This window comes from Streptomyces sp. NPDC088707 (assembly GCF_044752725.1).
Classification (GTDB): Bacteria; Actinomycetota; Actinomycetes; order Streptomycetales; family Streptomycetaceae; genus Streptomyces.
In genome coordinates this window covers 62,940-88,077 of the sequence record NZ_JBIVLV010000015.1, presented here as the reverse complement: position 1 = coordinate 88,077, position 25,138 = coordinate 62,940, and the positions used below count along the sequence as shown (strand labels likewise).

23 protein-coding genes and 1 tRNA gene are annotated in these 25,138 nt (G+C 70.7%); 10 read left to right on the top strand and 14 right to left on the bottom strand.

Annotated features, from left to right (window positions below; all coding sequences use genetic code 11):
• Positions 1-73: 73 nt before the first annotated feature.
• Positions 74-616 carry a DUF4231 domain-containing protein gene (locus ACIP84_RS34460; protein ID WP_401803389.1) on the bottom strand — a complete coding sequence of 181 codons (543 nt, stop codon included), beginning with the start codon at positions 614-616 and terminating at the stop codon, positions 74-76.
• A 53-nt stretch (positions 617-669) separates the two neighbouring features.
• On the opposite strand from ACIP84_RS34460, the gene ACIP84_RS34455 reads away from it, so the two are divergent.
• Positions 670-924 carry a hypothetical protein gene (locus ACIP84_RS34455; RefSeq protein ID WP_401803386.1) on the top strand — a complete coding sequence of 85 codons (255 nt, stop codon included), beginning with the start codon at positions 670-672 and terminating at the stop codon, positions 922-924.
• A gap of 291 nt (positions 925-1,215) precedes the next feature.
• Here the strand turns inward: ACIP84_RS34455 and ACIP84_RS34450 are convergent, their stop codons facing one another.
• Entirely contained in the window at positions 1,216-2,277 is a 1,062-nt protein-coding gene (locus ACIP84_RS34450; RefSeq protein WP_401803384.1) for an HNH endonuclease, read from the bottom strand.
• 280 nt (positions 2,278-2,557) lie between these two features.
• Here ACIP84_RS34450 and ACIP84_RS34445 point away from each other — a divergent pair, with 280 nt between their 5' ends.
• Positions 2,558-2,794, top strand: coding sequence for a hypothetical protein (locus tag ACIP84_RS34445; protein ID WP_401803382.1), 237 nt, complete (start codon positions 2,558-2,560; stop codon positions 2,792-2,794).
• Between the two features lie 72 nt (positions 2,795-2,866).
• Here ACIP84_RS34445 and ACIP84_RS34440 read toward each other — a convergent pair.
• Positions 2,867-2,941 (bottom strand) — tRNA-Val (locus ACIP84_RS34440).
• A gap of 185 nt (positions 2,942-3,126) precedes the next feature.
• Here ACIP84_RS34440 and ACIP84_RS34435 point away from each other — a divergent pair.
• From ACIP84_RS34435 to ACIP84_RS34425, 3 genes are all read left to right on the top strand, one after another.
• A complete protein-coding gene (locus tag ACIP84_RS34435) occupies positions 3,127-3,897 on the top strand; it encodes a DUF4097 family beta strand repeat-containing protein (RefSeq protein WP_355964888.1) in 771 nt (256 codons plus the stop codon).
• A gap of 173 nt (positions 3,898-4,070) precedes the next feature.
• The gene (locus ACIP84_RS34430; protein ID WP_401803379.1) at positions 4,071-5,393 is read left to right on the top strand and encodes a hypothetical protein; all 1,323 of its coding nucleotides are present in this window, start codon (positions 4,071-4,073) and stop codon (positions 5,391-5,393) included.
• A gap of 168 nt (positions 5,394-5,561) precedes the next feature.
• Positions 5,562-5,780, top strand: coding sequence for a zinc ribbon domain-containing protein (locus tag ACIP84_RS34425; RefSeq protein WP_229314900.1), 219 nt, complete (start codon positions 5,562-5,564; stop codon positions 5,778-5,780).
• 26 nt (positions 5,781-5,806) lie between these two features.
• Here ACIP84_RS34425 and ACIP84_RS34420 read toward each other — a convergent pair whose 3' ends face one another.
• The 3 genes from ACIP84_RS34420 to ACIP84_RS34410 all read right to left on the bottom strand — a co-directional run bounded on the left by ACIP84_RS34420 (position 5,807) and on the right by ACIP84_RS34410 (position 10,878).
• Positions 5,807-6,637, bottom strand: a complete 831-nt coding sequence (locus tag ACIP84_RS34420; RefSeq protein ID WP_401803538.1) for an HAD family hydrolase — start codon at positions 6,635-6,637, stop codon at positions 5,807-5,809.
• Between the two features lie 143 nt (positions 6,638-6,780).
• Entirely contained in the window at positions 6,781-9,654 is a 2,874-nt protein-coding gene (locus ACIP84_RS34415; RefSeq protein WP_401803376.1) for a phosphoribosyltransferase, read from the bottom strand.
• Positions 9,655-9,672: 18 nt separating this feature from the next.
• Positions 9,673-10,878: an HpcH/HpaI aldolase/citrate lyase family protein gene (locus ACIP84_RS34410; protein WP_401803373.1), complete on the bottom strand. Its 1,206-nt coding sequence runs from the start codon at positions 10,876-10,878 to the stop codon at positions 9,673-9,675.
• Between the two features lie 177 nt (positions 10,879-11,055).
• On the opposite strand from ACIP84_RS34410, the gene ACIP84_RS34405 reads away from it, so the two are divergent.
• Positions 11,056-12,018 (top strand): TerD family protein, encoded by a 963-nt coding sequence (locus ACIP84_RS34405; protein ID WP_401803371.1) that lies wholly within the window; start codon positions 11,056-11,058, stop codon positions 12,016-12,018.
• A 180-nt stretch (positions 12,019-12,198) separates the two neighbouring features.
• Here ACIP84_RS34405 and ACIP84_RS34400 read toward each other — a convergent pair whose 3' ends face one another.
• From ACIP84_RS34400 to ACIP84_RS34375, 6 genes are all read right to left on the bottom strand, one after another.
• Positions 12,199-12,939 carry a Tellurium resistance gene (locus ACIP84_RS34400; RefSeq protein ID WP_355964893.1) on the bottom strand — a complete coding sequence of 247 codons (741 nt, stop codon included), beginning with the start codon at positions 12,937-12,939 and terminating at the stop codon, positions 12,199-12,201.
• A gap of 133 nt (positions 12,940-13,072) precedes the next feature.
• Positions 13,073-14,221: a DUF475 domain-containing protein gene (locus ACIP84_RS34395; RefSeq protein ID WP_401803368.1), complete on the bottom strand. Its 1,149-nt coding sequence runs from the start codon at positions 14,219-14,221 to the stop codon at positions 13,073-13,075.
• 28 nt (positions 14,222-14,249) lie between these two features.
• On the bottom strand, positions 14,250-14,825 hold the full coding sequence (locus ACIP84_RS34390) for a TerD family protein (protein ID WP_355966580.1): 576 nt from the start codon (positions 14,823-14,825) through the stop codon (positions 14,250-14,252).
• An 82-nt stretch (positions 14,826-14,907) separates the two neighbouring features.
• Entirely contained in the window at positions 14,908-15,483 is a 576-nt protein-coding gene (locus tag ACIP84_RS34385) for a TerD family protein (RefSeq protein WP_015033386.1), read from the bottom strand.
• 208 nt (positions 15,484-15,691) lie between these two features.
• A complete protein-coding gene (locus ACIP84_RS34380; RefSeq protein WP_401803366.1) occupies positions 15,692-16,150 on the bottom strand; it encodes a peroxiredoxin in 459 nt (152 codons plus the stop codon).
• A gap of 163 nt (positions 16,151-16,313) precedes the next feature.
• Positions 16,314-16,736, bottom strand: a complete 423-nt coding sequence (locus ACIP84_RS34375; RefSeq protein WP_030321821.1) for a DUF3052 domain-containing protein — start codon at positions 16,734-16,736, stop codon at positions 16,314-16,316.
• A 418-nt stretch (positions 16,737-17,154) separates the two neighbouring features.
• Between ACIP84_RS34375 and aceE the strand changes: the two genes are divergently transcribed.
• A complete protein-coding gene (gene aceE, locus ACIP84_RS34370; RefSeq protein WP_401803363.1) occupies positions 17,155-19,887 on the top strand; it encodes a pyruvate dehydrogenase (acetyl-transferring), homodimeric type in 2,733 nt (910 codons plus the stop codon).
• 123 nt (positions 19,888-20,010) lie between these two features.
• Positions 20,011-20,919 carry a potassium channel family protein gene (locus tag ACIP84_RS34365; RefSeq protein ID WP_401803361.1) on the top strand — a complete coding sequence of 303 codons (909 nt, stop codon included), beginning with the start codon at positions 20,011-20,013 and terminating at the stop codon, positions 20,917-20,919.
• Here ACIP84_RS34365 and ACIP84_RS34360 read toward each other — a convergent pair.
• A complete protein-coding gene (locus tag ACIP84_RS34360) occupies positions 20,900-21,274 on the bottom strand; it encodes a peptidase inhibitor family I36 protein (protein WP_319309140.1) in 375 nt (124 codons plus the stop codon). The two genes, ACIP84_RS34365 and ACIP84_RS34360, sit on opposite strands and share 20 nt — an antisense overlap.
• A gap of 165 nt (positions 21,275-21,439) precedes the next feature.
• Positions 21,440-23,062: an MFS transporter gene (locus tag ACIP84_RS34355; protein ID WP_401803358.1), complete on the bottom strand. Its 1,623-nt coding sequence runs from the start codon at positions 23,060-23,062 to the stop codon at positions 21,440-21,442.
• Between the two features lie 117 nt (positions 23,063-23,179).
• Between ACIP84_RS34355 and ACIP84_RS34350 the strand changes: the two genes are divergently transcribed.
• Complete coding sequence (locus ACIP84_RS34350) at positions 23,180-23,815, top strand: TetR/AcrR family transcriptional regulator (RefSeq protein WP_401803356.1); 636 nt, start codon at positions 23,180-23,182, stop codon at positions 23,813-23,815.
• Between the two features lie 133 nt (positions 23,816-23,948).
• A complete protein-coding gene (locus ACIP84_RS34345) occupies positions 23,949-25,088 on the top strand; it encodes an alpha/beta hydrolase (RefSeq protein ID WP_401803535.1) in 1,140 nt (379 codons plus the stop codon).
• Positions 25,089-25,138: the final 50 nt, after the last annotated feature.

Here is a 25,138-nt window from a genome sequence, read left to right as displayed (position 1 = left end):
CCCGGGGTCTGACCACCGCGTCGACGCCCCCGAAACGGACGGCCCCCGGTTCCACCGGGGGCCGTCCGCACACCTACTTCTCCCCCACGCCGGCCTCCGGCTCACGGGCGGCGGGGATCCCACGCTGCGGGATGTCGGAGTCGACCTGCCCGCCGAGGGTCATGACGTTCAGGGTCGCGGAGTTCTCGTTGGCGATGGCCTTCTCGACCCGGGCGACGAGCGTCGAGAACGCTTCCCGCTTGGGCAGGTTGTGGTACGGCCCGACCTTGGTCTCGAAGTAGACCCGCTCGTGCCCGAGGAGCTGCTCGGTGGAGCGGTAGTTCTTCCACTGCTCGCGGTACCGGTAGACGCTCTCCAGTGACACGGCCGCGACCACCACGACGCTCAGCACGGTGGCGGTGACCCGCGCGAAGCCCAGATCAAGGTTGACGAACACGGGCACGAGCGCGGCACCGACGACGGAGACGGTCCGCATCCGCAGATGCATCGCCTTCATCCGGGTCGCCCTGGCGTCGTACCAGCCCTGGTACTGCGCGAGCCTCGTCTCGATGTACCGCTGCGACGTCATCTCGCCGCCCTGCGCCCCGGGTTCGGGCGCGTCCCCCACCTCAGCCATGCGGCGAGTACACCGGCGCTGCCAGGTCCCCGTCAACTCTTGACGCCCACAAGGTGGTTTCAACCACCGTCGAGCACCGTCGACGAACGACCGACCCACCTTCACCCACGACGACTTCAGGGCGCCCCGCGAACCCGCAGTCCCACCCCACCCGCCCGACGCCCGCCACCGAGGCGACCATCGCCGCGATAGCCACCCTGGCGGCCCACACGCCCACGGACGCCACCACCGCCGGCGACCGCGAGACGGGCACGGTAAAGGTGGAGGCCAGCGCGGGCGACAAGAAAGCCGAAGTAATCAAGGCCTGACCAACCGCCCCCGAAAAGGCCGCGAACCCCTCCGGCGAAAGGCCTCAGGCCCCTTCCAGGTCCGTCCCGCCGTCCAGACGGAGCAGCCAGCCCCCTCCGCCAGAAGCAAGGTCAAAGGCCCCCAGCCATGATCGGCTGGGGGCCTTTTCCCTGGTGGGCGCGGACGGTTTCGAACCGCCGACATCTGCTTTGTAAGCTTGCCCACGGCGACTGAGCACCCCGATGGCCCTGGCGACGACTGTCGTCCCCAGCCCTCCGAGACTGCCTCTGTGCGCCGCCGTTGATGTCAGATCACGGGTTCGGCATCTGTTCGTCAGCCGCCCTGCGTGGCCGTGCAATGGCTTCCGCTGCACGCCTGTCAGCTGCATGCTTTCGCTCGATGGAGGCTCGCAGCTCCTCAGGGGTCGGCCATGGCGCACGCCGATGGATCATGCGGTGACAGTTGGCACATATGAGGGCGAGATCGCTGAGCTTGGTCCGCCCCTCGCCTGCTTCGTGCAACGGCACGACGTGATGGCACTCGATGTACCCAGCACCGCGGTCACCGTAGACCTGCTCGAAGTCGAACCCACACGCCTCACACGCCAGCCGCCCACCGCGCTGAGCTACAGAAGCGATCTTCTTCTTGCGCAGGCTCTTGTTCCGCTCCCGGGCCTGGTGCCGGCGCATGAGAAGCCGCCCCTCAGGAGCGCTGTAGTCGTCGAACTCCTCGTCCTCGGTCGGCGCAAGGCTTTGGAGCTCGCCTGCGGCGATGCCCTGGCCAATCAGCCGAGCGGCCTCGGTCATCTCGTCAGGTCTGGCAAGGAACTCCATCAGCACCGCCACATCGAGAGCGCCCCCATTTGTGGGCTTGCCCCGGTACTCCGGATGCCGTGTGGCGATGTCGAACGTCTTGCGCGCCACTCCGTTCGGGTTGCGGAACTTCTCGTTGCGCTCCGCCTCGGAGTGGATGGGAAACAGCTGGAGCAGGCCGGACAGCTCGACCACCCTGGCGTCCTGAGCGTCCAGCCCCTTCCAGCCGTTCTCCATCACGAGCTGACAGGCAAGGATGATCTCGTCCCGGGCCCAGTCAGGATTCTTGACGGCCTTGACCTGGAAGCCTGCCCGCTTCAACCACGCCGCGGCGTGCTCCTTACCTCCGCTGAACTCATCAGGCTTGAGGGCTCGCCCCTGATCCCACTGATGCGCCACGCCAGCTATGGCCTTGGAGTCGTACTCCCGCCCGTCGTGCACCACAACGTACGAGCGAGCCGCGCCGAAACCGTACTTCGCCAAGAACGCAGCCTGTCCCAACTCGTCGTACTCGGCGATGGCCTTGAGCACGGATCCTTGTGTGATCGCTCCTCTGTGCATGGCCGCAGCGTACGACCCACCACTGGCGGTCACCTGCCACCCGACGCACCCGATGCTGGGCACCGTGCGCCCGGTCATGCGCTGGATGCCCTCTTGCGCGGCTCGCACCCAGCCTGCACGGTTTCCTTGAATGCTGCTCGGCACTCAGGTGCCACAAGGGGGTGGGCGGTAGACCGCGGGAACCGTGACAGGGTGGGCAGAGGAAACCTTCGGCGATGCTGCAGGCCCGTTAAGCGACCTAATCCCCGCCAGCTTGGCTCGCGCTCATGCCCGAACGCTCATGATCCTTGGCGATCATGTGATCTATCCGCTCCGCTACGCAAAGAAAGACGTCCCGGTCACGGCGGCACGACTGCGACGCGCCACGGGCTTCCGAGCCGACCCGATACGCCGGCACTTCGACATGGGCCTCGACGAGCTGGACGAGCAAGAGCTGTACACGCACGTCGTCCAAGACACGCAGCGCGAGGCCGTGAGTCACATCGACCGGCTGCTCAGGAGCCGCCCCCGGTCGTGAGTGACCACCCGCGTTGATGTCAGAAGTGGATGTCAAAGACCCCCAGCCATGATCGGCTGGGGGCCTTTTCCCTGGTGGGCGCGGACGGTTTCGAACCGCCGACATCTGCTTTGTAAGAGCAGCGCTCTACCCCTGAGCTACGCACCCGTGGAAGAGGCAACAGCCTACATGGCGCATGGGTGGGTGCTGCAAACCGATACCTCCCGGTGCGGGGGGTATCCCCACCCTCGGGACGGTGGGTCGCCGGATCGTGACGGGGGGTGGTGGGGTCGTACGGTCGGGGGACTGTCCGCGTTTCTGGGTTTCTGGTTTCTTGTGGGGGTCTCGGCGTCATGGCTGCTGTCCGTCGTCCGTTCCGGGTCTTGTTCGCCTCCGGTGGAGTGCTGGTCGCCTCTCTCGCCCTCGTCGGGTGCGGGTCGACCGATGTCGAGGGGGCGCCCGTGGAGCGGAGGACGTTCGCCTTCGCCGGTGACGCGCTCACCGTCGACTCCGACGACTCCGAGCTCGTGATCACCCCCGCCGACATCGACGACGTGCGCGTCGAGCGGCAGGTCGACGGGTGGGTGTTCATGGGGTCGGGGCCCGATCCCGAGTGGAAGCTCGTCGACGGGAGGCTGACCCTGCGGGTCGACTGCGACGGTGTCTCCTCCCACTGCGACGCCGTCCACCGGATCCAGGTCCCCCGCGACGTGGCCGTCACCGTCGAGAACGACAACGGGCGCGTCACCGCCGACGGCTTCGCCACCCCGATGAAGGTGCGGTCCGACAACGGGGACGTACGCGTGCGCAAGGCCGGCGGCGCGCTGGACCTCGGCACCGAGAACGGTGACGTCGTCGTCGAGCCCGGGGCCACCGCCCCCGAGGTCGTCGCCCGGTCCGACAACGGCGACGTCCGCGTCACCCTCGGCTCCGTCCCCCGCCGCGTCGACGTCGTCACCGACAACGGCGACGTCCACGTCTCCGTCCCCACCGCCGAGTACGAGGTGACCGGCGCCAGTGACAACGGCGACGTCCGTATCGACGTCCCGCGCCGCGACCGGAGCGGGCACTCCGTGAGCGTCCGCAGTGACAACGGTGACGTCTCCGTCCTCACGGCGAACTGACCGGCCCGTGTGTTCGTCCTTACCGGGTGGGAGAATGAACCGGACCGGGCACGGCGGACACAGCACGGGAGAGGTACGTGGCGGCGAGCGACGCGAGGGGGGCGAGCGGCGTCCGGCGTCGTGACGCGCCAAGCCGGGGGCAGGCCCGATCCGAAGGCGGCCCGAGGCCGGGGATGTCCGGGCTCCGGCTCGCCCTCGCCCTTCCGCTGCTCGCCGGCGCGCTGCTGCCGCACGCCTTCGCCGGCGGCGGCACCCGCCGCTGGTTCGGCGGACGCGGCGAGAGCCAGCGCGCCGAGGCCCAGGCCGCCAAGGACGCCGCCGCCTCCGCCTTCTACGAGCTCGACACCGCGCAGCGTGGGCTCCGCATCTCCATCGAGACCATCACCGCCGTCGACAGCTCCCCCGAGACGCGCCGCGCCGTCGAGGGCTTCGAGGCCCTCGGACGCCGTATCGACGAGGTCAGCCACACCTACATCAGCGCCGTCGACGCCCACGACCTCGACCGGGACGAGCTCGATGCCGCGACCGCCGGCCGGGCCCGCGCCGAACTCACCCGCGCCAAGGACGAGCTGGACCGTGTGAAGGGCGAGCTCGACCGGTTCGAGGCGGGGCTCGCCCCGCTGCTCGGGCAGGCCGAGACCCAGCTCGCCCGCCTCGCCCCCGCCGTCGAGCGGGCCCGGCAGGCCCTGCGCGGCGCGAGCGGCGCCCTCGACTCCGTACGGGAGAGCGGGCTGCGCGCCGACGACCTCGCCGCCCGGCTCGCCGCCCTCGGGCCCGAGCTCACCCGGCTCAACGAGGGCGCCGGCCGGCACGGCGTCCCCGAGACCCTGCAGCGCGCCGACAAGGTGCTGCGCGACGCCGAAGCCGTACGGGCCGAGGCCGAGCGGCTTCCCGAGCGGGCCGCCGAGATCGACCGGCGCCTGGTCTCCCTCCGTACCCGCACCGAGGCCCTCACCACGCGCACCGGTGGCGTCGAGCCGATCCTCTCGGAGCTGCGGCGGCGCTTCACCGCACCCTGCTGGCAGGACCTCCAGCACGTGCCGGAGCAGGCCGCCGCCACGCTCCGGCAGGCCGAGGAACGGCTCGCCGAGGCCGGACGGGCGCGCGCCGAGCAGCGCTGGCCGGACGCGACCTCGCTGCTCTCCACCGTCCGCGCGCTGCTCGACTCCACCGACGAGGCCGTCTCCGCCGCCGGCGACCGGCTGCGCCGCCTCGACGCCGTCGCCAAGGACCCCAAGGCGGAGACCGACCGCGCCCGGTTCGCGGTACGGGACGCCCAGCGCCTCGCGATGGCCGGACGCAGCACCCCCGATCCGCGCCACGCCCGGCCCCTCGACGAGGCCGTCGCCCGGATCGACCGCGCGGTCGGCAGCCTGGAGGGCCGTCACCCGGACTACTGGCACTTCCTGACCGAACTGGAGGCCGTTCGGGCCACGGCCGCCCACGTCGTCGGCCAGATCAGGGAGGAACGGGGAGGCGGCGCCACCGGGCATTGAGACCGGGGGCGCCACGCGCGGCCGCTGCCTGTCCAGGGATCCGGGCCGGGCCTGGACCCGATGCCCGGGCCACCCGGACCCGATGCCCGGGCCCTGAGACCTGCGCGGGGTACGGCGTTGCGGTCGGGTCCCCTGCCCCTGTCCGCTCGCAGGCTCTAGCCTGTTCCCATGCCTCGTTACGAATTCCGCTGCCGGACCTGCGGCGACACCTTTGAGCTCAGCCGGCCCATGGCCGAGTCCTCCGACCCGGCCTCCTGTCCCGCCGGGCACGACGACACCGTGAAGCTGCTCTCGGCCGTGGCCGTCGGCGGCTCCGCCTCCGCCGCCCCCGCGCCGAGCGGTGGCGGAGGTGGCGGAGGCTGCTGCGGTGGCGGTTGCTGCAGCTGATCACCCGGTCCGTCGGTCCCGGTCGGTCAGACCGCTGCCGCCGCCCTGAAGCGGCGCAGGATCTCCTCCCCCGCCGCGACCCCGCGTTCCGCGAGGACGTCGAGGTGGGGGGCCGTCCAGTCGCTCTCGGCCAGTTCGCCGTGGCCCGGGCGCCACGCCCGGTCCGCGGCGAGCAGCAGGTCCGCGTCGAGGAGCGAGTCGCCGGCCGCCAGGGTGAGCGAGGCGCCGGTGCGGCGGGCGACCTCGCGGACGGCCGCGCTCTTCGTGAGCGGCTTCGGTACGGCGTACACCTTGCGGCCCTGGAGCGAGACCGTCCAGCCGCGCTCCCCCGCCCAGGCGCCGAAGCGCTCCAGCCAGTCCTCGGGCAGCCGTTCCCGCTCGACGACGAGGTAGGCGAACAGGTCCTCGGCGACGCGGTGCTTGCGTACCCAGGACAGGTCCGTGGTCGCGGTGAGGTAGGCGCGGACCTCGGACAGCGGTGCGCACTCCTCGGCGAGCCTTCGGATCACCGAGGAGTGCCAGTCGGCGTCGGTGACGCCGTCGACGAGGATGTGCCCGCCGTTGGCGCAGATCGCGTACTTCGGTGCGCCGCCCGGGAGTTGGATGCGCTGGTACTGCTTGCGCGTCCGCGTGGTGGTGGGGACGAAGACGGTTTCACCGGCCAGTCGCTCCAGGAGTCCCGCCGCGTGCTCGGTCATGTACGAGAGCGGCTTGGACTCGTGGACCTCGACGCAGAGCAGCCGGGGCGCCTGGGCGTCGGGCATGCCGAGGGCGAGCGCCGCGGACGAGTAGATGAGGGTGCGGTCGAGGTCGCTCGCGACCAGGACGGGGGCCGGGCCCGCGGTCGGGGCCGGGATCGGGGTCGGGATCGGGGTCGGGGCCTGCGCCGGAATCGGGACCTTCGTCGTAGTCGTCACGCTCGTGGTCGTACCCGTTGCGTCCGTCGTACCCGTCGCATCCGACACGTCCGCCGTACCACCGGGCGCCGCGCTCGCCGTACTCACTGGGACACCACCGCCTTGCCGTCGGCGCCTGTCGCGCCCCTCGTGTACTGAGGGTGTATCAGGCCGACGCAGCTGTACGGGAGTTCGTCGACCTCCTCGACCGGTACGCCGCGCTGCTCGGCGAGCAGCCGGACGTGCGCGAGGTCGGCGTCGGCGCCCCGCTTGGCGAGGATCTTCCAGGGGACGCGGCGGAGCAGGACGCGGGTGGTCTCGCCGACGCCCGGCTTGACCAGGTTGACGTCGTGGATGCCGTACTCCTCGCTGATCCGCTCCACGGCGGCCCAGCCCTCCCAGGTCGGGGTGCGGTCCGCGGACAGGAGTTCCTTCACGTCGGCGTCGACGGCCGCGCCGACCTCGTCGAAGCGGGCGGCGACGGCGTCGAGGAAGGCGTTGGAGACGTCCGCGCCGGCCAGCTCGCGGTAGAACTTTCCGCCGTGGAAGTCGTTCGGTCCGACCAGGTCGGCGCGGAGCACCGTACGGGAGATCAGGCCGGAGACCGTGGAGTTGAGGCAGGCGGAGGGGATGAGGAAGTCCTCGCGCGTGCCGTACGTACGGACGCAGGAGCCGGGGTCGGCGAGGACCGCGATCTCCGGGTCGAAGCCGGTGACGCCTTCGGCGGCCTCGAACTCCTTGATCGCGTCGGCGAGTTCACGGGTGATGGCGCCCTTGCCGGTCCAGCCGTCGACGAACACGACGTCGGCCGGGTCGTGGTGGGCGGCGAGCCAGCGCAGCGCGTTGGCGTCGATGCCGCGGCCGCGCACGATGGACACGGCGTAGTGGGGCAGGTCCAGGCCGTGGCGGGCCTGCGCCCAGCGGCGCATGAGGACGCCGACGGGGGTGCCGGCGCGGGCGAGCGAGACGAGGACGGGGCGGTGGCCGGGGCGCTCGCGCTCGGCGAGGACGGTCTCGGTGACGGTGCCGACGGCGCGGGCGATGCGGGCCGCCGAGGTCTCCAGGGCGGCGTGGAACAGCTCCTGGTAGCGGTCGCTCGGCTGGTACTCCACGGGGAGCGACTCGGCGTAGTGCGCACCGCCGCTCTGGATGGCCTCCTCGCGTTCCTCGGTGGGCGCCTCGAGCTCGACGTCCGAGAGGTCCTGGAGCAGCCAGCCGACCTCCTCGGGTGCGTACGAGGAGAAGGCGGGGCCGCGGAGGGGCTCGGGCAGCATGGAGCTCCTTTCGGGAGCTTCGGTGGCTTCGGTGACCTCGGGCGTGGCGTCGTACGGAACGTACGGCGAGGCCGTGGGCGTGTACGAGGGGACGACGGCGAGCACGACGCGCGGGATGTGCGCGGCGAGCTGGGCGAGCAGGCCGTCCGGGGCGTGCAGGGCCGGGGTGTCGGCGGTGGAGTCGACGACGAGGACGACGGCGTCGAAGCCCGCGCCGGCCACGTTGTAGGCGTAGCGCTCGCCGGGGCCGTCGGCGGGGTCGTCGTGGGCGGGGAAGACGAGCCGGGTGCGGATCGCGTAGCCCGGGTCGTCTACGGCGAGGACGGGCGAGCGCGTGGTGGTGGAGTACCGGACGTCGTGCCCGGCCTCCTCCAGTGCGGTGCCGAGGCGCAGGGGCGCGTACATCAGCTCCTCGAACCCGAGGACGAGCACGCGGGGCCCTGCGGGCGCCGGGGCGGGAGCGGCGGGCCGTCCGTCGGCGGTCACGCCGAGCGGGCGAACGAGTGCTTCCTCGTCGGCCGGGCCGGACAGTCCTCCTGAGGTCGGGCCGGACAGTCCTCCTGAGGTCGGGCCGGAGAGCTCTCCGGCGGACGAGCCGGACTGCGCCTCGGTGACCGGGCCGTGCCGCTCCTCGGTGACCGGGCCTTGCCGCTCCTCGATCACCGGGCCGTGCCGCTCCCCGGCGGTCGCCCCGTGCCGCTCCTCGGCGGTCGCCTCGTGCCGCTCCTCGGCGGTCGCCCCGGGCCGCCCCTCGACGGCCGAACCAGGCCGCTCCCCGGCGGCCGCGACCCGCAGTGCGCCGGTGGCCGCGCCCCGCAGTGCCTCCGTGATCCTGCCCGCCATCGCGGGCAGCGCCGTCTCCAGGCGGTGGCGCTGGTCGGGTGTGAAGCCGTGTCGGCCGCCGTCGGGCAGCCCCTCCGGCCAGTCCAGCGCCACCCGCACGTGCGCGTGCCCGTCCGGGGCCGTGGACGGGCCGGGCTCCGTGCCCGCTCCCGGCTCGTACAGCCGCTCGTGTTCCGCCACCAGCGCCTGGCCCTTCTCCAGGACCCCCGCCGGGAGGCGTACGGTGCCGGCGGCGGCGGATATCAGGTCGACGCGGGCGCCCATCTCCGCCGCGAAGGCGTCCAGGCGGCCGAGGTCGGCGGCCGAGCGCATGTCGACGAGCGCGACGACGACGTACCGGTCGCGGGGGTAGCGCTCGTGCAGGGCCCGCACGGTGTTGAGGACCGTGTTGCCCGTGGAGAACTCGTCGTCGACGAGGACCAGCGGGCCGTCGCCGGCGAGCAGCCCGGGGTCCTCGGGCAGCAGCAGGTGCGAGGTGGCGTGCGAGTGGGACTCCTCGAAGCCGCCCGCGCGGGCGACTCCGGCCACCGGCCGCCGGGTGGAGTGGAGGTACGGGGCGAGGCCGAGGCCGTCGGCCACGGCGTGGCCCAGGGCGGTGGCCGTCTCGGCGTATCCGAGGACGACCGAGCGTGCGGCCTCCTCGTCGCCGAGGAGCGCGCGGACGCGCCGGCCGAGGTCGAGGCCGGAGCCGTAGACCACGGACGGCCGCTGCGGCACGTGCTTGCCGAGCACGCTGGAGACCAGCAGATGCGCCCGCTTGGGGTTGCGGCGCAGTGCGAGGCCCAACAGGGCCGGTAGCGCCTCGTCGCCGATCAGTTCGACGCCCAGTCGCTCCGCGACCCACGTTCCGGTCCACACCACGTCGTCGACGTCCCTTCGTCAGCCGGCAAGTCCGGCGGTGAGCAGATCCACGAAGCCGACGTCCTCCTTGGCGACGCCGAAGAGCTCGGCGCGCAGGAGGGTGCGTTCGGCCCACGCGCGATGCGGCTTCACTTCGTTCATCTTGTTCGTGTAGGCGGAGCGGAGGACTCCGCCGCCGCCCTGTTCGGGCCGCAGGATGTCCTGGGCGTCGCTCCACTCCTCGTGGCTGACCACGGAGAGCGCGTGCACCGGCACCACATGGGTGGGGTGGATGCAGGTCTTGCCGAGCAGGCCGTTCGCGCGGTCGAGTTCGATCTCGCGCAGCAGACCGTCGAGGTCGTGTTCGATGAGGGCCGTGCGCAGGTCCTCGGCGCGGCCTTCGAGGAAGGGGCTGCGGCGCAGCTGGGGCTTGAACATGCGCTCGCCGGGCCGGAAGTACTCCCAGACGGGTCCGGTGACGGTGAAGCCGGTGCCGTCGGAGCGGCCGAGGACGTTGACGACGTCGGAGATGACGTGCGCGACGATCTTGACGTCGTAGGCGGTCATGTCGGGCGAGCGACGCAGCCCGTAGGCGGAGCAGAAGTCGGTGACGCCGAGGCGCAGGGCGAGGACGCGGTCGCGGTACTTGTCGGTGATCGAGGCGATGCCGGCCAGGGTCTCGGCCCGGGTCTCCAGGTGGAGGAGCTCGGGGGACTCGAGGACGGGCATGGCGAAGAGACGCCGTCCGCTCGTCCGCTCGGCCAGGGCGAGTGCTTCGAGGAAGGCTTGGCCGCGTGCCTCGGTGAACTTGGGAAGTACGAATCCGGACAGCAGGCGGACCGTTTCTCCAAGCCGGGCGACGAGCTCGGTGATCTGGCGCGGATCGCGGACCCGGATGAAGAGCAGGGGCAGATCCGCGGCGGTGTCCGTGGCGGTGTCGGCGTCCGTCACGGTTCCGGCGGCGTGCTCGGCGAGGTCGGCGAACTGGCGTACGAGGTTGTCCTCGCCCGCCTCGACATCGGCGTCGCTGATGGAGTCCTCCAGGCAGAGCACCATGGAGACCACTCCACGGGCCGCCTGCTTGCGCACGTCGTCGGCGAGCCGGGGCCGGGTGGCCGGGCTGTAGAGCGTGGCACCCAGGGCCACGGCGAGCGTGCGCGCGGGCGAATCTGCCGTGAACGCGGCCGGTTCCCGAAGGAAGAGACCAGCCCGCGTCGCGGACGGGATGTGCCCGAAATGACGCATATAAGTCCCCCGTCTACCTCTCTGGAACCTGACGACATGTGGCCGGTAATAGTACGTAGGTGCGGGTGTCCGCAGTTCCCTTCGAGCATGAAATCCAGGTAACTCATCGGCGTCCGTCACGCCGTCCCGCGACAGGTGACGCCCCCGCGTTGTCCGCGGGTCCGCCGGGAGGGCAGGATGACGGTCATGACGCACGCGATGCTGAAGGGCTCCAACGTCCCTCTCGACACCGCGGCCGTACGGGCCGTGCTCCGCTGGACCCCGGGCTCCGGGGTCCCCGACGTGGATGCCTCGGCCCTGCTCCTGGGGCCCTCCGGCCGGGTGCGGTCCGACGAGGACTTCGTCTTCTACAACCAGCCGCGCCACCCTTCGGGCCTGGTGCGACGGCTGCCGAAGAAGCGTGACTCCAAGGGTCTCACGGACACCGTGGAGGCCGACCTCGGGAGCCTCGACCCCTCCGTCGACCGGGTGGTGATCGCGGCCTCCTCCGACGGCGGCACCTTCCGCTCCGTATCCGACCTGCGGATCCTGCTGTACGACGCGACGACGGGGCCCGACGCCGAGGCGCTGGCCCTGTTCTCCGTGACGGCGGAGACGGGCGAGGAGACGGCCGTCATCTGCGGCGAGCTGTACCGCCGCGGGGACGGGTGGAAGTTCCGCGCCGTGGGTCAGGGCTATCCGACGGGCCTGGTCGGCCTCGCCACCGATTTCGGCATCTCGGTCGACGAGGACGCGCAGGACGCCCAGGACGCGGCACAGGAGGCCGCCCAGGCGGCCGCGAACGCCCAGGGCGCCCAGGACGGCCCTCAGGGGGCCCAGGGCGGCTTCCGCGAGGTCCCGGGCGGCCACGGCTCCCCCGGTGAGGCGCAGGAGGCCACGGCGGCCACCGTCGCCTCCCCCGCCGGCGACCCGGATCTCGACCTGACCGTCGCCCACGCCCCCGCCCCCGTGCCCCCGCAGCCCACCATGCCGCCGCCCATGCCCGACCGGGCGCCCGCCTACGGCTACCCCCAGCAGCAGCCGGCGAACGCCGCCCCGGCCCCCGCGTACGGCTATCCGCAGCCGGTGACCGCCCCCGAGCAGAACCCGGCACCCGAGTTCCGGATGCCGCCGATGGGTCCCCAGTTCGTCCGGTCCTGAGGACGGCCCCGCGGAAAGTCCTGCGGAAAGCCCTGCGGAGGGCCCGGCGCCGGGCCTTGCCGAGGACCCTGAGAACCGCCCCGGGGGAAGCCCCTCGGGGTCGCCCGGTCCTACGGGACCCGGCAGCCCCGCGGGGCTGCCGGGGGGCGGCCCCTCGGGGTCGCCGGACGCGGGCAACCGCTACGCCTTGGTCTTGTAGCCGCGCCCCCACTGGAGACCCCAGCCGTACAGCCGGTCCAGTTCGGCCTGGAAGCCGTACACGAAGCGCACCTCGCGGCGGACCGTCAGCTCCCCCTTGGCGTTCTCCACGGAGAAGACCGCGCAGGAGCGGGCCTGCGGGGCGCGCTCGTCGAGCTCGATCTCGATCCGGGGGCCGTTGCTCGGATAGAGCGTGATCTTGGCGTGCGTACGGTCGAAGGCCGGCGTCTGGTCGTAGATGTACACGAAGAACAGCAGGCGCTTGATCTCGTCCTTGTGGTCCAGATTGACGAAGATCGTCTCCCCGGAGGAGCCGCCGAAGCGGTCGTCGCCGCTGAGCTTCACGTACGGCGCGCCGTTCAGGTCGCCGAAGAAGCCGCCGAGCGGCTGCACCACGCCCTTGCTGCCGTCGGCGAGCTCGTAGAGACAGCCCAGGTCCAGGTCGACGTTGACCATGCCCTGGGTGTGCGCCTGCACGACCTCGGGCTTGAAGAACTGCGACGGGTTGCGGAGCAGCCGTCCGCTCTGCCGGGAGCGTCCTTCGAGGTCGGAGGTCCGCATCCGCCAGGAGAGGTTCACCCGGAGGTTGCCGGTGGCGGCGCCCTGCTTGGTGAGCGAGACGGACGGGCGCCGTCTCGTCAGATCGATCGTGTTCGACGCGGCGCTGCCCGAGTCGAACTGCGACGCCGTCCTCCCCGGAAAAAGGTTGTCCCAGAAGGCCATGCCGCCTTCACCCCCCACTGATCGCCGGCCCCACTGTCCGCCGGCACCGCTGGTCTCCGACACCGCACATGCCTGCGGGGCGGCCGGGTGCACCGACCGCCCCGCAGTGAAGCGTTCCTCATTGCCGGGGGTGTCACACCCCGGACGACACCTCGGTCTTGTCCCCCGCGGGACCCGACCCGCCCTCGGCCTCCGCGAGCGCCTTGTTGCGCCGTACGGAGGACCAGAAGGACCAGGCGATCAGGGCGACACCGATGAGACCGGTGACCACCTCGGGGATCTGGTAGCGGATGGAGACCATCAGGATCAGGGCCAGCGCGCCGATCGCGTAGTGCGCGCCGTGCTCCAGGTAGACGTAGTCGTCGAGGGTGCCCTGGCGGACCAGGTAGACCGTCAGCGAACGGACGTACATGGCGCCGACGCCGAGGCCGAGCGCCATCAGCACGATGTCGTTGGTGATGGCGAAGGCGCCGATGACACCATCGAAGGAGAAGGAGGCGTCGAGGACCTCCAGGTAGAGGAACATGAAGAAGGCGGCCTTGCCGGCCAGCTGCACGACGCCGACCTGCTTGCCGCTGCGCTTGGCCTCTTCCTCGGCCTCGTGCTCGCGCTCCTCCTCTTCCTCCAGCTTGTTCTCGAAGTAGCCGGACAGACCGCCGACGACGAGGTACGTGATGAGGCCGAAGACGCCGGAGAGCAGGACGGTCGACGCCGCGTCGACGTGCGTGCCGCCGTGCTGGTGGGCCTGGGTCGCGAAGGTCATGGCGCTGATCGCCAGGACGACCAGGGCGATGCAGACCGACAGCATGTCGACCTTGCCGAGCTTGGCCAGCGGGCGCTCCAGCCAGCCGAGCCACTTGATGTCGCGGTCCTCGAAGATGAAGTCGAGGAAGATCATCAGCAGGAACATGCCGCCGAAGGCGGCGATCGACGGGTGGGCGTCGGTGACGAGCTGTTCGTAGCGCTCGGCGTCGTTGAGTGCGAGATCGACGGCCTCGATGGGGCCGATCTTGGCGCTGATGGCCACGATCACGACGGGGAAGACCAGCCTCATGCCGAAGACGGCGATGAGCACACCGACGGTGAGGAAGATCTTCTGCCAGAAGGCATTCATCTTCTTCAGGATTCCGGCGTTGACCACTGCATTGTCGAAGGACAGCGAGATCTCGAGGACACACAGGATCGCGACGATCCCGAACGCCTCCCACCCCCCGTAGAGCACCGCTGCGACCAGGCCGAGCGCCGTGATGGCGAACGACCAGCCGAAGGTTTTCAGAACCACTGTTTGCCCCATCGTGAATTACACGGCTTTACGAAACGTTGACCCCGAAGTCTAGAGCGATGCCCCTCAGCCCCGACGCATACCCCTGACCGACCGCACGGAACTTCCATTCGCCGTTGTAGCGGTAGAGCTCGCCGAAGATCATCGCGGTCTCGGTGGAGGCGTCCTCGGAGAGGTCGTACCGGGCGAGTTCCTGGCCGTCCATCTGGTTCACGACGCGGATGAACGCGTTGCTGACCTGGCCGAAGCTCTGGCTCCGGTTGTCGGCGTCATGGATCGACACCGGGAAGACGATCTTGTCGCAGCGGGCCGGCACCTTGGAGAGGTCCACGATCAGGGACTCGTCGTCCCCGTCCCCCTCGCCGGTGAGGTTGTCTCCGGTGTGCTCGACCGAGCCCTCGGGGCTGCGCAGCTGGTTGTAGAACACGAAGTACTCGTCCCCGAGCACCCGTCCTTCCTGGCACAGCAGCGCGCTGGCGTCGAGGTCGAAGGGGGCTCCGGTGGTGGAGCGCGCGTCCCAGCCGAGCCCGACGAGGACCTGGGTGAGGTTGGGTGCGGCCTTGGAGAGGGAGACATTGCCTCCCTTGGCGAGCGTGACGCCCATGATTCTTTTCCTCCCCGGTGGTGATGAGGCACGTCCGGCGCCGCACGGGATGTGCGGCGCCGGACGGTTCGAACGGCTCGGCTCAGACGTTGACGCCGAAGTCCTGCGCGATACCGCGCAGGCCCGAGGCGTAGCCCTGGCCGACGGCGCGGAACTTCCACTCGTCGCCGTTGCGGTACAGCTCGCCGAAGACCATGGCGGTCTCGGTCGAGGCGTCCTCGGACAGGTCGTACCGGGCGATCTCGGCGCCGCCGGCCTGGTTCACGACGCGGATGAACGCGTTGCGCACCTGGCCGAAGGACTGCTGGCGGTTCTCGGCGTCGTAGATCGACACCGGGAAGACGATCTTGGCGACGTCGGCCGGCACCGTGGCCAGGCTGACCTTGACCTGCTCGTCGTCACCCTCGCCCTCGCCGGTGAGGTTGTCACCGGTGTGCTCGACGGAGCCGTCGGCGCTCTTCAGGTTGTTGAAGAACACGAAGTCCTGGTCGTTGCGGACCTTGCCCTCCGCGCTCACCAGGATGGCGCTGGCGTCGAGGTCGAAGTCCGTACCGGTGGTGGTGCGGACGTCCCAGCCCAGACCGACGGTCACGGCGGTGAGGCCAGGGGCCTCCTTGGTCAGCGAGACGTTGCCGCCCTTGCTGAGGCTGACTCCCACGAGTCCCTCCATGTGGTTTCAGGGGCAGCGCCCCCAGTCGTGCGTTGGCATCGGATCAACGAGTGGATCCTAGTGACGGGTTCCCGCTCGAAACAGTCGATTCGCCCGGTGAATCCGGGTGTCGGCTCCCGGAGGGCCCCCGGAGCGCCCCGCCCGCGACTCCCGGCGGCACTCCCGGACGCAGTCCCGGCGCCCGTCCCGGCGAAGGTCAGATCGCTTCGAGGGCCTTGACGTACTCGCCGAGGTCGCGTGCGTCCGGCAGGGCGTTCACGACGGTCCAGCGGACGACACCCTCCTTGTCGATGATGAAGGTGCCGCGCACCGCGCAGCCCTTCTCCTCGTCGAACACACCGTAGGCACGGGAGGCCTCGCCGTGCTTCCAGAAGTCGGAGAGCAGCGGGTACTCCAGGGACTCCTGCTCGGCGAAGACGCGCAGGGTGTGGATGGAGTCGTTGGAGACGGCGAGGAGCTGGGTGTCGTCGTTGACGAACACCGGAAGGTTGTCGCGCAGCTCGCCGAGCTCGCCCGCGCAGACGCCGGTGAAGGCGAAGGGGTAGAAGAGCAGCACCACGTTCTTCTCGCCGCGGAAGTCGGAGAGCCGGACGGTGCGCCCGTGGTTGTCCTTGAGCGCGAAATCCGGGGCCTCGGTGCCGACCTCGATCGCCATCGCGTACGCATCCCTTCGGCGGGGCCCTGACCTTGGGCCGAATCGGTGAACCCCACCCTACGGCCTGCCCGAGCGAGCCCCCGCGAGGCCGGGCGGTCCGGCGGGCCCGCGCGCACGAAAGCCCCCGCCGGGGGACCGGCGGGGGCTTCTCGCAGCGTGGTGATCAGCGCTTGGGGGCGGTCAGGCGGGTGCCCGTCCAGTCCTTGGCGACGCTGATGCTCTTGGTCTGGGAGAGACCAGCTGTCTGCGCGGCATCGTTGATGTCGCTCGGCTCGATGTAGCCGTCGCGGCCGGTCTTCGGCGTCAGCAGCCAGATGGTGCCGCCGTCCTCCAGAAGACCGATGGCGTCCACCAGGGCGTCGGTGAGATCGCCGTCCTCGTCGCGGAACCAGAGCACGACGGCGTCAGCGACGTCGTCGTAGTCCTCGTCCACGAGCTCGGCCCCGATGATGGACTCGATGCCTTCACGGAGATCGTGGTCGACGTCGTCGTCGTAGCCGATCTCCTGGACCACCTGTCCGGGCTCGAACCCCAGCCTGACGGCCGGGTTGGTCCGCTCCTCCGCGTGGTCCGCGGTCGCGCTCACGGCTTGCCTCCTGCTCATTCGGTAAATGCTTGGGCCGCGCGTATGCGCGCGGCGCTGGCCGTAGTCCACACGTGCCGGGGTGGATCGCGCAAGTACCCGGCCGTGGAGACCGCCGAAACGGTGACGTTTGGGGCCGTCTCGCCGCAACTTCCGGCACCGCAGGGACCCCGCTCCGTGATCAGGCACACATGATTCATCCCGGTTTAATGACTTCTGAGGTTTCAGTCTGCCGAACGCCCGGACGAAACGCATGTGCGGGTTGAGCGTAAGGTTGCGATTTGACCGAACCCAGACACGCGGAGGACACCGCTGGGGGTTACCCCTCGGTAAATGTGACGTCTGGCGCACACGGGGTACACGATGGACATCCCGACCACTTCGTGGCCCCGTGGGCTCCACCGAACAGCGAAGGAAGAGCGTGGCTCCCGGATCCGATCGCAACCCGATCATCATTGGCGGCCTTCCCAGCCAGGTCCCGGATTTCGACCCGGAAGAGACCCAGGAATGGCTCGACTCCCTCGACGCGGCCGTGGACGAGCGGGGCCGTGAACGGGCCCGCTACCTCATGCTCCGACTGATCGAGCGGGCCCGCGAGAAGCGCGTGGCCGTGCCCGAGATGCGCAGCTCGGACTACGTGAACACGATCGCGACCAAGGACGAGCCCTTCTTCCCCGGCAACGAGGAGATCGAGCGCAAGGTCCTCAACGCCACCCGGTGGAACGCGGCCGTCATGGTCTCGCGCGCCCAGCGTCCGGGGATCGGCGTCGGCGGCCACATCGCGACCTTCGCCTCCTCCGCCTCGCTGTACGACGTCGGCTTCAACCACTTCTTCCGCGGCAAGGACGAGGGCGACGGCGGCGACCAGATCTTCTTCCAGGGGCACGCGTCGCCCGGCATCTACGCCCGCGCGTACCTCCTGGACCGGCTGAACGACACGCAGCTCGACGGCTTCCGCCAGGAGAAGTCGAAGTTCCCGAACGGGCTGTCGTCGTACCCGCACCCGCGGCTGATGCCCGACTTCTGGGAGTTCCCCACGGTGTCGATGGGCCTCGGCCCGCTCGGTGCGATCTACCAGGCCCGCATGAACCGGTACATGGAGGCGCGCGGCATCGCCGACACCTCCAAGTCGCACGTCTGGGCGTTCCTCGGCGACGGCGAGATGGACGAGGTCGAGTCGCTCGGCCAGCTGTCCATCGCGGCCCGTGAGGGTCTGGACAACCTCACCTTCGTCGTCAACTGCAACCTGCAGCGCCTCGACGGCCCGGTGCGCGGCAACGGCAAGATCATCCAGGAGCTGGAGTCGATCTTCCGGGGCAACGGCTGGAACGTCATCAAGCTGATCTGGGACCGCTCCTGGGACCCGCTGCTCGCACAGGACCGCGACGGCATCCTGGTCAACAAGCTGAACACCACCCCGGACGGCCAGTTCCAGACGTACGCCACGGAGACCGGCGGCTACATCCGCGACCACTTCTTCGGCGACGACCACCGGCTGCGGGCGATGGTCGAGAACATGACCGACCAGCAGGTGCTGCACCTGGGCCGCGGCGGCCACGACCACAAGAAGATCTACGCGGCCTACGCGGCGGCGAAGGCGCACGCCGGCCAGCCGACGGTGATCCTCGCCCAGACCGTCAAGGGCTGGACGCTGGGCCCGAACTTCGAGGGCCGCAACGCGACCCACCAGATGAAGAAGCTGACGGTCGACGACCTGAAGCGCTTCCGCGACCGGCTGCACATCCCGGTGACCGACCGGCAGTTGGAGGACGGCCTGCCGCCGTACTACCACCCGGGCCGGAACTCCGAGGAGATCCAGTACATGCACGACCGCCGCAAGGCGCTGGGCGGGTACGTCCCCACCCGGGTCGTGCGGGCGAAGCCGCTGGCCCTCCCCGACGACAAGACCTACGCGGCCGCCAAGAAGGGCTCCGGGCAGCAGTCGATCGCCACCACGATGGCCTTCGTCCGCATCCTGAAGGACCTCATGCGGGACAAGGAGATCGGCAAGCGGTTCGTGCTGATCGCCCCCGACGAGTACCGCACCTTCGGCATGGACGCGTTCTTCCCGAGCGCCAAGATCTACAACCCGCTGGGCCAGCAGTACGAGGCGGTGGACCGCGAACTCCTCCTCGCCTACAAGGAGTCGCCGACCGGCCAGATGCTGCACGACGGCATCTCCGAGGCCGGCTGCACGGCCTCGCTGATCGCCGCCGGTTCGGCGTACGCCACGCACGGCGAGCCGCTGATCCCGGTGTACGTCTTCTACTCGATGTTCGGTTTCCAGCGGACCGGCGACCAGTTCTGGCAGATGGCCGACCAGCTGGCCCGCGGCTTCGTGCTCGGTGCCACCGCCGGCCGGACGACCCTGACCGGCGAGGGCCTCCAGCACGCGGACGGCCACTCCCATCTGCTGGCCTCGACCAACCCGGCCTGTATCGCCTACGACCCGGCGTACGGCTTCGAGATCGCGCACATCGTCAAGGACGGTCTGCGCCGCATGTACGGCTCCGAGGCCGAGGACGTCTTCTACTACCTGACCGTCTACAACGAGCCGATCCAGCACCCGGCCGAGCCTGAAGACGTGGACGTCGAGGGCATCCTCCAGGGCATCCACCGCTTCAAGCCGGCCGAGGCGGGAACCATCCCGGCGCAGATCATGGCCTCCGGTGTCGCCGTGCCGTGGGCGATCGAGGCGCAGCGGATCCTCGCCGAGGAGTGGAACGTCCGGGCCGACGTCTGGTCCGCGACCTCCTGGACCGAGCTGCGCCGCGAGGCCGTGGCCGTCGAGGAGCACAATCTGCTCCACCCGGACGAGGAGCAGCGCGTCCCGTACGTGACGCGCAAGCTCCAGGGCTCCGAGGGCCCGTTCGTGGCGGTCTCGGACTGGATGCGGGCGGTGCCGGACCAGATCTCCCGCTGGGTGCCCGGCCCGTACAGCTCACTGGGCGCGGACGACTTCGGCTTCGCGGACACGCGGGGCGCGGCGCGTCGCTACTTCCACATCGACGCCCCGTCGATCGTGCTGGCCGTGCTGACCGAGCTGGCCCGTGAGGGCAAGGTCGAGCGCTCCGCCCTGAAGCAGGCGGTGGACCGCTACCAGCTGCTCGACGTGGCGGCCGCCGACCCGGGCGCCGCGGGCGGCGACGCCTGATCCGACAGCCCTCGGGGCACGGCGGATGAGTCCCCGGGTGGATCTCGGGTAGCACAGCGCACCTGGTGAGGGGCGGTGGGACCTCGGTCTCGCCGCCCTTCGGCGTTCTCTACGATTCCCCGCATGAAGGATCGCTGGGAAGAACGCACACAGGCTCCGCTGCTCGTGCTGGCCGTGGCGTTCGGCGTCGCCTACGCCGTGCCGATCGTGGCTCCCGGCGCCGCGCCCTGGGTGCACCGGCTGTGCACCCATGTCGAGTGGGCGGTCTGGGCGGCCTTCGCCCTCGACTATCTGGTCCGGCTGGCACTGGCCCCGGCCCGCTGGGCCTTCGTCCGCTCCCACCCCCTCGATCTGCTCGCGGTCCTGCTGCCGATGGTGCAGCCGCTGCGGCTGCTGCGGGTCGTCTCCACCCTCCTCCTCGTGGGCCGGCGGGCCCGGATGGCTCCTCAGATAACGCTCACCACCTATGTGGCGGGCGCGGTCGTCGGGCTGATGATGTTCGGCTCGCTGGCCGTGCTGCACGTCGAGCGGGACGCGCCCCACGGCAACATCAAGACGCTCGGGGACGCGGTCTGGTGGTCGTTCACCACGATGACCACGGTCGGCTACGGCGACCACGCCCCCACCACGGGTCTCGGCCGGGTCCTCGCGGTGGGCCTGATGCTCTCGGGCATCGCCCTGCTCGGTGTGGTCACCGCCAACATCGCGGCCTGGTTCATCTCCCGCTTCGACCGCGACGACGCGGTGGAGCGCCGCCAGACCGAACTCCTCGAGACCCTGACGCGCGAGGTCCGCGAACTGCGCGCGGAGGTCGCCAGGCTGTCGGTACCGGCGGGAGCGGCAACGGCAACGGCAGGAACCGTACCGGCTGGGTCTGTACCGGCAGCGGGCGCACCGGCCGGGGCTGTACCGGCAGAGGCCGTACCGGCAGCGGGCGCACCGGCTGGGACCGTACCGGCAGAGGCCGTACCCGCAGGGGCTCCGGGGCCGGAGTCCCTGGACGTCCCCGCGCCTACCGCTCCCAGATCTTGAACGCTCTGACCTCGTAGGGCGTCTGCGGCACCCAGGTCCCGCGCCCCGGGTAGGTCTCGAACTCCCCCGCCTCCGCGCACTCGGCGGACTGGTAGGTGGTGACCGGCCGTCCCGTGCGGTTGGCGAGGGACTGGGCCGAGGTGCCCGGCGGCAGCGCGACACAGCTCTCGATGTCGGTCGTCGCCAGCTCGTGGCTCTGCGCCCTGCCCTTGAAGTCGGGCTTGGGCCAGAGGCAGAGCCGGCCCGGCCCGCAGGCCCCCAGAGCGGTCCCCGACGGTGCGGCCGCCGCCGGGACCGCGAGGAAGGCGGTCAGGACGGCCGCGACGACCAGTGCGGTCTTCGTATACACGTACATGCTGATGAACCCCCGTTCAGTCACTCTCCGTAACCGAAATCATGGCCGAGGTCACCCTGAGACGGAAGAGGGGCCGCCCCCGTTCACGCGAACGGGTGACGGCCCCTCACGGGAGCACCGAAGGACGTCAGACCGCGGAGACCCCGCGGGACGCCGGACCGGAGGTCAGATGTGACCGCCCATGCCGCCCGCCTCCGCGTTCTCGCCGCGCTTGGTGAGCGTGGCGACGAGGGCCGCGACGACGGCGACGACACCGGCGACGGTGAAGGCCAGGCCCATGCCGTCGAGGAAGGTGTCGTGGATGACGCCGGTGATCTTCTGGAGGACGTCGGGGGTCATGCCCGGCGCCTGGGCCAGCTCCGGCGGGGCCATGCCGAACTCGGCGGCCTGCTCCAGCTGCGGGTTGACCGGGGCCGGGATGCCGGCGTCCTTCCAGTTGCCCTCGAAGGCGTCGGCGACCTTGGAGGACATGACGGCGCCGAGCACCGCCGTACCGAGCGCGCCGCCGACCTGCATGGCGGCCTGCTGGAGACCGCCGGCCACGCCGGAGAGCTCCAGGGGCGCGTTGCCGACGATGACCTCGGTGGCGCCGACCATGACCGGCGCGAGCCCGAGGCCGAGCAGGGCGAACCAGAGGGACATGACGAAGGTGCCGGTGCCGGCGGAGAGCGTGATCATGCCGAACATCGCGACGGCCGTGCAGACCATGCCGCCGACCAGCGGCACCCGCGGGCCGAACTTGGTGATCAGCGCGCCCGCGAGCGGCGAGGAGACGATCATCATCGCGGTCAGCGGCAGCAGGTGCAGACCGCTGTCGACCGGGCTGAGCCCCTTCACGCCCTGGAGGTAGAAGGTCACGAAGAAGAGGCCGCCCATGAAGGCGAAGGCCATCAGGACCATCAGCACCACACCGGCCGAGAGCGGCACGGAGCGGAACATGGCCAGCGGGATGAGCGGCTCCTTGACCTTGGTCTCCCAGAAGGCGAAGACCGCGAAGAGCAGCACCGCGCCGAGCAGGCCGCCCCAGGTCTTGCCGCTCGACCAGCCCCAGGACTCGCCGGCCTTGATGAGGCTCCAGACGAGGGAGGCCATGGCGCCGGAGAGCAGCAGGATGCCGAGGACGTCGAAGGAGCGCGGCGCGTTCTCCGCGCGGTGGTCCTTGAGGATGACCAGGCCGAGGACGAGCGCGACGATGCCGACCGGCACGTTGATGAAGAACACGGACTGCCAGCTGACGTGCTCGACGAGCAGGCCGCCCACGATCGGCCCGCCCGCGGTGGACGCGCCGATGACCATGCCCCAGATGCCGATGGCCATGTTCAGCTTCTCGGCGGGGAAGGTGGCGCGCAGCAGGCCGAGCGCGGCAGGCATGAGCAGGGCGCCGAAGAGGCCCTGGAGGATGCGGAAGGCGATCACCGCCCCGATGGAGTCGGAGAGGCCGATGGCGCCGGAGGCGAGGGCGAAGCCGGCGATGCCGATGAGGAAGGTCTGCCGGTGGCCGAAGCGGTCACCGAGCTTGCCGGCGGTGATCAGGGCGACGGCCAGCGCGAGCAGGTAGCCGTTGGTGATCCACTGGACCTGGGCGAGGGAGGCGCCGAGGTCGGTCTTGATGGCGGGGTTGGCGATGGCGACGATCGTGCCGTCGAGCGCGACCATCATCACGCCGACCGCGACTCCGAACAGCGTCAACCACGGATGGCCACGCAGTCCCTTCGCCGGGGCCGGTACGGGTTCCCGGGCGTCCCCCTGACCCTGCGGGGCCTTTTCCACGGTGATCTGACTAGTCATGGAAACGAGGCTAGTGACAGTCACTGACAATTGACAAAGCGATTCACGCGCCGGTAACTGTCACGTAGCTCACAGGTACGCTGAGCTGGACGAAATGCGTGAAAAGAGGATCCTGACGTGACCTTGCCCGGTCTGCGCGAGCGGAAGAAGCAACGTACGCGCGAGGCGCTGATCAAGGTCGCCCTCGAACTCTTCACCGCCCACGGCTACGAGCGGACGACCGTCGACGAGATCGTCGACACCGTCGAGGTCTCCCAGCGCACCTTCTTCCGCTACTTCTCCTCCAAGGAGGAGGTCGCGTTCGCCGTCCAGCAGATGGTGGAGGAGCGTTTCGTCGAGGCACTCCGGCGGCGGCCCCCCGGCGAGGGCCCCTTCGACGCGATGCGCAACGCCGTGCTCTCCGGCTGGGACACCATCGGCGACGCCATCACCGAGGTCGTACCGCTGGAGCTGTACCTGCGCACCTTCCAGATGATCGAGTCGACGCCCGCGCTGCTCGCCGTCCATCTGCGCCGCTCCACCGAGATGGAGGAGACCCTCGCCCGGATCATCGCCGAGCGGGAGGACCTCGACGTCGACGCGGACCCGCGCCCCCGGATCGCGGTGGCGGCGTTCAGCGGTGTGATGCGCGTGACAGGGCAGATGTGGGGACGGGGCACGGACCAGAGCCTGGAGGCCATCCGAGCCCTCACCGAGCGGTATCTGGACCACCTCGCACCGGCTCTCGCACCCCGCTGGCGCGACCGGACGTAGCGCTGCGCGGGTCGGGGGCGGTCGGGTCGTTCACCCACGGCCCGTAGGGTGGCCGCCCGTGACCCCCGTCGAAGCCGACTCCCCCACGCTCGTCGTCCTGCGCACCCTGCTCGCGCTCGCCGTCGTGTTCGTGATGCTCACGACCACGGGCTGGACGACGGTCAAGCACCGTCCGGTGCCCGGTCCGTCCCGCGAGGCCGCGCTCGCCGCCTGGGCGCGCGACCGGATCGACCACCGCCCCCTGCCCGGACCGAACACCCCCGCCGGGGGCATAGCCGCGTTCTTCGCCCGGCTCGGCCACGCACGCGCGGCCGGGCTCGCCGAACGGCATCCGCTCGTCGTCGGCAATCTCGACGGCGCCCCTGTGTCCCTGCGCTACCGCGCCAACCGGATCACCCTCGGCCGCTCGCTCACCGTCGAACGGGGCCGGATCCACGACACCCGGCTCTCCCCCGAGGGGCGGCACGAGGCGCAGCGTCGCCTCGACCGCTTCGTCTCGCTGCTGCGGCCCGGCCGGCAGATCCTCGCCTTCGACCCGACCGGTACGGGGCGGACCGCCGAGGTCCTCGGGGACCTGGGGCGGGCCCGGCGCGTCTCGGTGATCGTGCCCGGCGTCGACACCAACCTCCTCACCTTCCAGAAGACCCACGGCCGGTACGGGGCTCCCGCCGGCATGGCCGAGTCCCTCTACCGCGCCGAGCGGCGGGCCTCCCCCGGCGCCAGGGTCGCCGTGATCGCCTGGGCCGACTACACCGCGCCCGCCGGGGTCGGCGTCGACGCGATGACCGGCCGCCTCGCCGAGGGAGGCGCCGCACGGCTCGTCCGGCTGACCGAGGCACTGCCCGGCGACGCGCGCGTGGCGCTGTTCTGCCACAGTTACGGCTCCGTGCTCTGCGGGGTGGCCGCGCCCCGGCTGCCCGCCCGGGTGACGGACCTGGCCGTGGCCGGAAGCCCCGGGATGCGGGTGGAGCGGGCGACGGAACTCCGCACCCCCGCGCGCGTGTGGGCGATGCGGGACGCCGACGACTGGATCGCGGGCGTGCCGCACCTGGAGGTGGGCGGGGTCGGGCACGGAGCCGACCCGGTGGCCCCGGAGTTCGGCGCCCGGCTGCTCTCGGCGCGCGGCGCCGTCGGCCACAGCGGCTATTTCGAGCCTGGCACCGAGAGCCTCGGGAACTTCGCCGCGATAGGCGTCGGCTCCTACGGGGAGGTGGTCTGCGCACGTGCCGACAGCGCTTGCCACGGGGGAATATCCGGTACGGAAGGGCGCTGACGCGCGTAGATCACGTGATTTCGGGACCTTTCACAGGGGCGACGCACGGG

Excerpts from the sequence above, each read along its gene's own strand:
- ACIP84_RS34460 (WP_401803389.1), bottom strand. The coding sequence starts at position 616 with ATGGCTGAGGTGGGGGACGCGCCCGAACCCGGGGCGCAGGGCGGCGAG.
- ACIP84_RS34450 (WP_401803384.1), bottom strand. The coding sequence starts at position 2,277 with ATGCACAGAGGAGCGATCACACAAGGATCCGTGCTCAAGGCCATCGCC.
- ACIP84_RS34445 (WP_401803382.1), top strand. The coding sequence starts at position 2,558 with ATGATCCTTGGCGATCATGTGATCTATCCGCTCCGCTACGCAAAGAAA.
- ACIP84_RS34435 (WP_355964888.1), top strand. The coding sequence starts at position 3,127 with ATGGCTGCTGTCCGTCGTCCGTTCCGGGTCTTGTTCGCCTCCGGTGGA.
- ACIP84_RS34430 (WP_401803379.1), top strand. The coding sequence starts at position 4,071 with ATGTCCGGGCTCCGGCTCGCCCTCGCCCTTCCGCTGCTCGCCGGCGCG.
- ACIP84_RS34425 (WP_229314900.1), top strand. The coding sequence starts at position 5,562 with ATGCCTCGTTACGAATTCCGCTGCCGGACCTGCGGCGACACCTTTGAG.
- ACIP84_RS34410 (WP_401803373.1), bottom strand. The coding sequence starts at position 10,878 with ATGCGTCATTTCGGGCACATCCCGTCCGCGACGCGGGCTGGTCTCTTC.
- ACIP84_RS34405 (WP_401803371.1), top strand. The coding sequence starts at position 11,056 with ATGACGGTCATGACGCACGCGATGCTGAAGGGCTCCAACGTCCCTCTC.
- ACIP84_RS34400 (WP_355964893.1), bottom strand. The coding sequence starts at position 12,939 with ATGGCCTTCTGGGACAACCTTTTTCCGGGGAGGACGGCGTCGCAGTTC.
- ACIP84_RS34390 (WP_355966580.1), bottom strand. The coding sequence starts at position 14,825 with ATGGGCGTCACGCTCGCCAAGGGAGGCAATGTCTCCCTCTCCAAGGCC.
- ACIP84_RS34380 (WP_401803366.1), bottom strand. The coding sequence starts at position 16,150 with ATGGCGATCGAGGTCGGCACCGAGGCCCCGGATTTCGCGCTCAAGGAC.
- ACIP84_RS34365 (WP_401803361.1), top strand. The coding sequence starts at position 20,011 with ATGAAGGATCGCTGGGAAGAACGCACACAGGCTCCGCTGCTCGTGCTG.
- ACIP84_RS34360 (WP_319309140.1), bottom strand. The coding sequence starts at position 21,274 with ATGTACGTGTATACGAAGACCGCACTGGTCGTCGCGGCCGTCCTGACC.
- ACIP84_RS34355 (WP_401803358.1), bottom strand. The coding sequence starts at position 23,062 with ATGACTAGTCAGATCACCGTGGAAAAGGCCCCGCAGGGTCAGGGGGAC.
- ACIP84_RS34345 (WP_401803535.1), top strand. The coding sequence starts at position 23,949 with ATGCTCACGACCACGGGCTGGACGACGGTCAAGCACCGTCCGGTGCCC.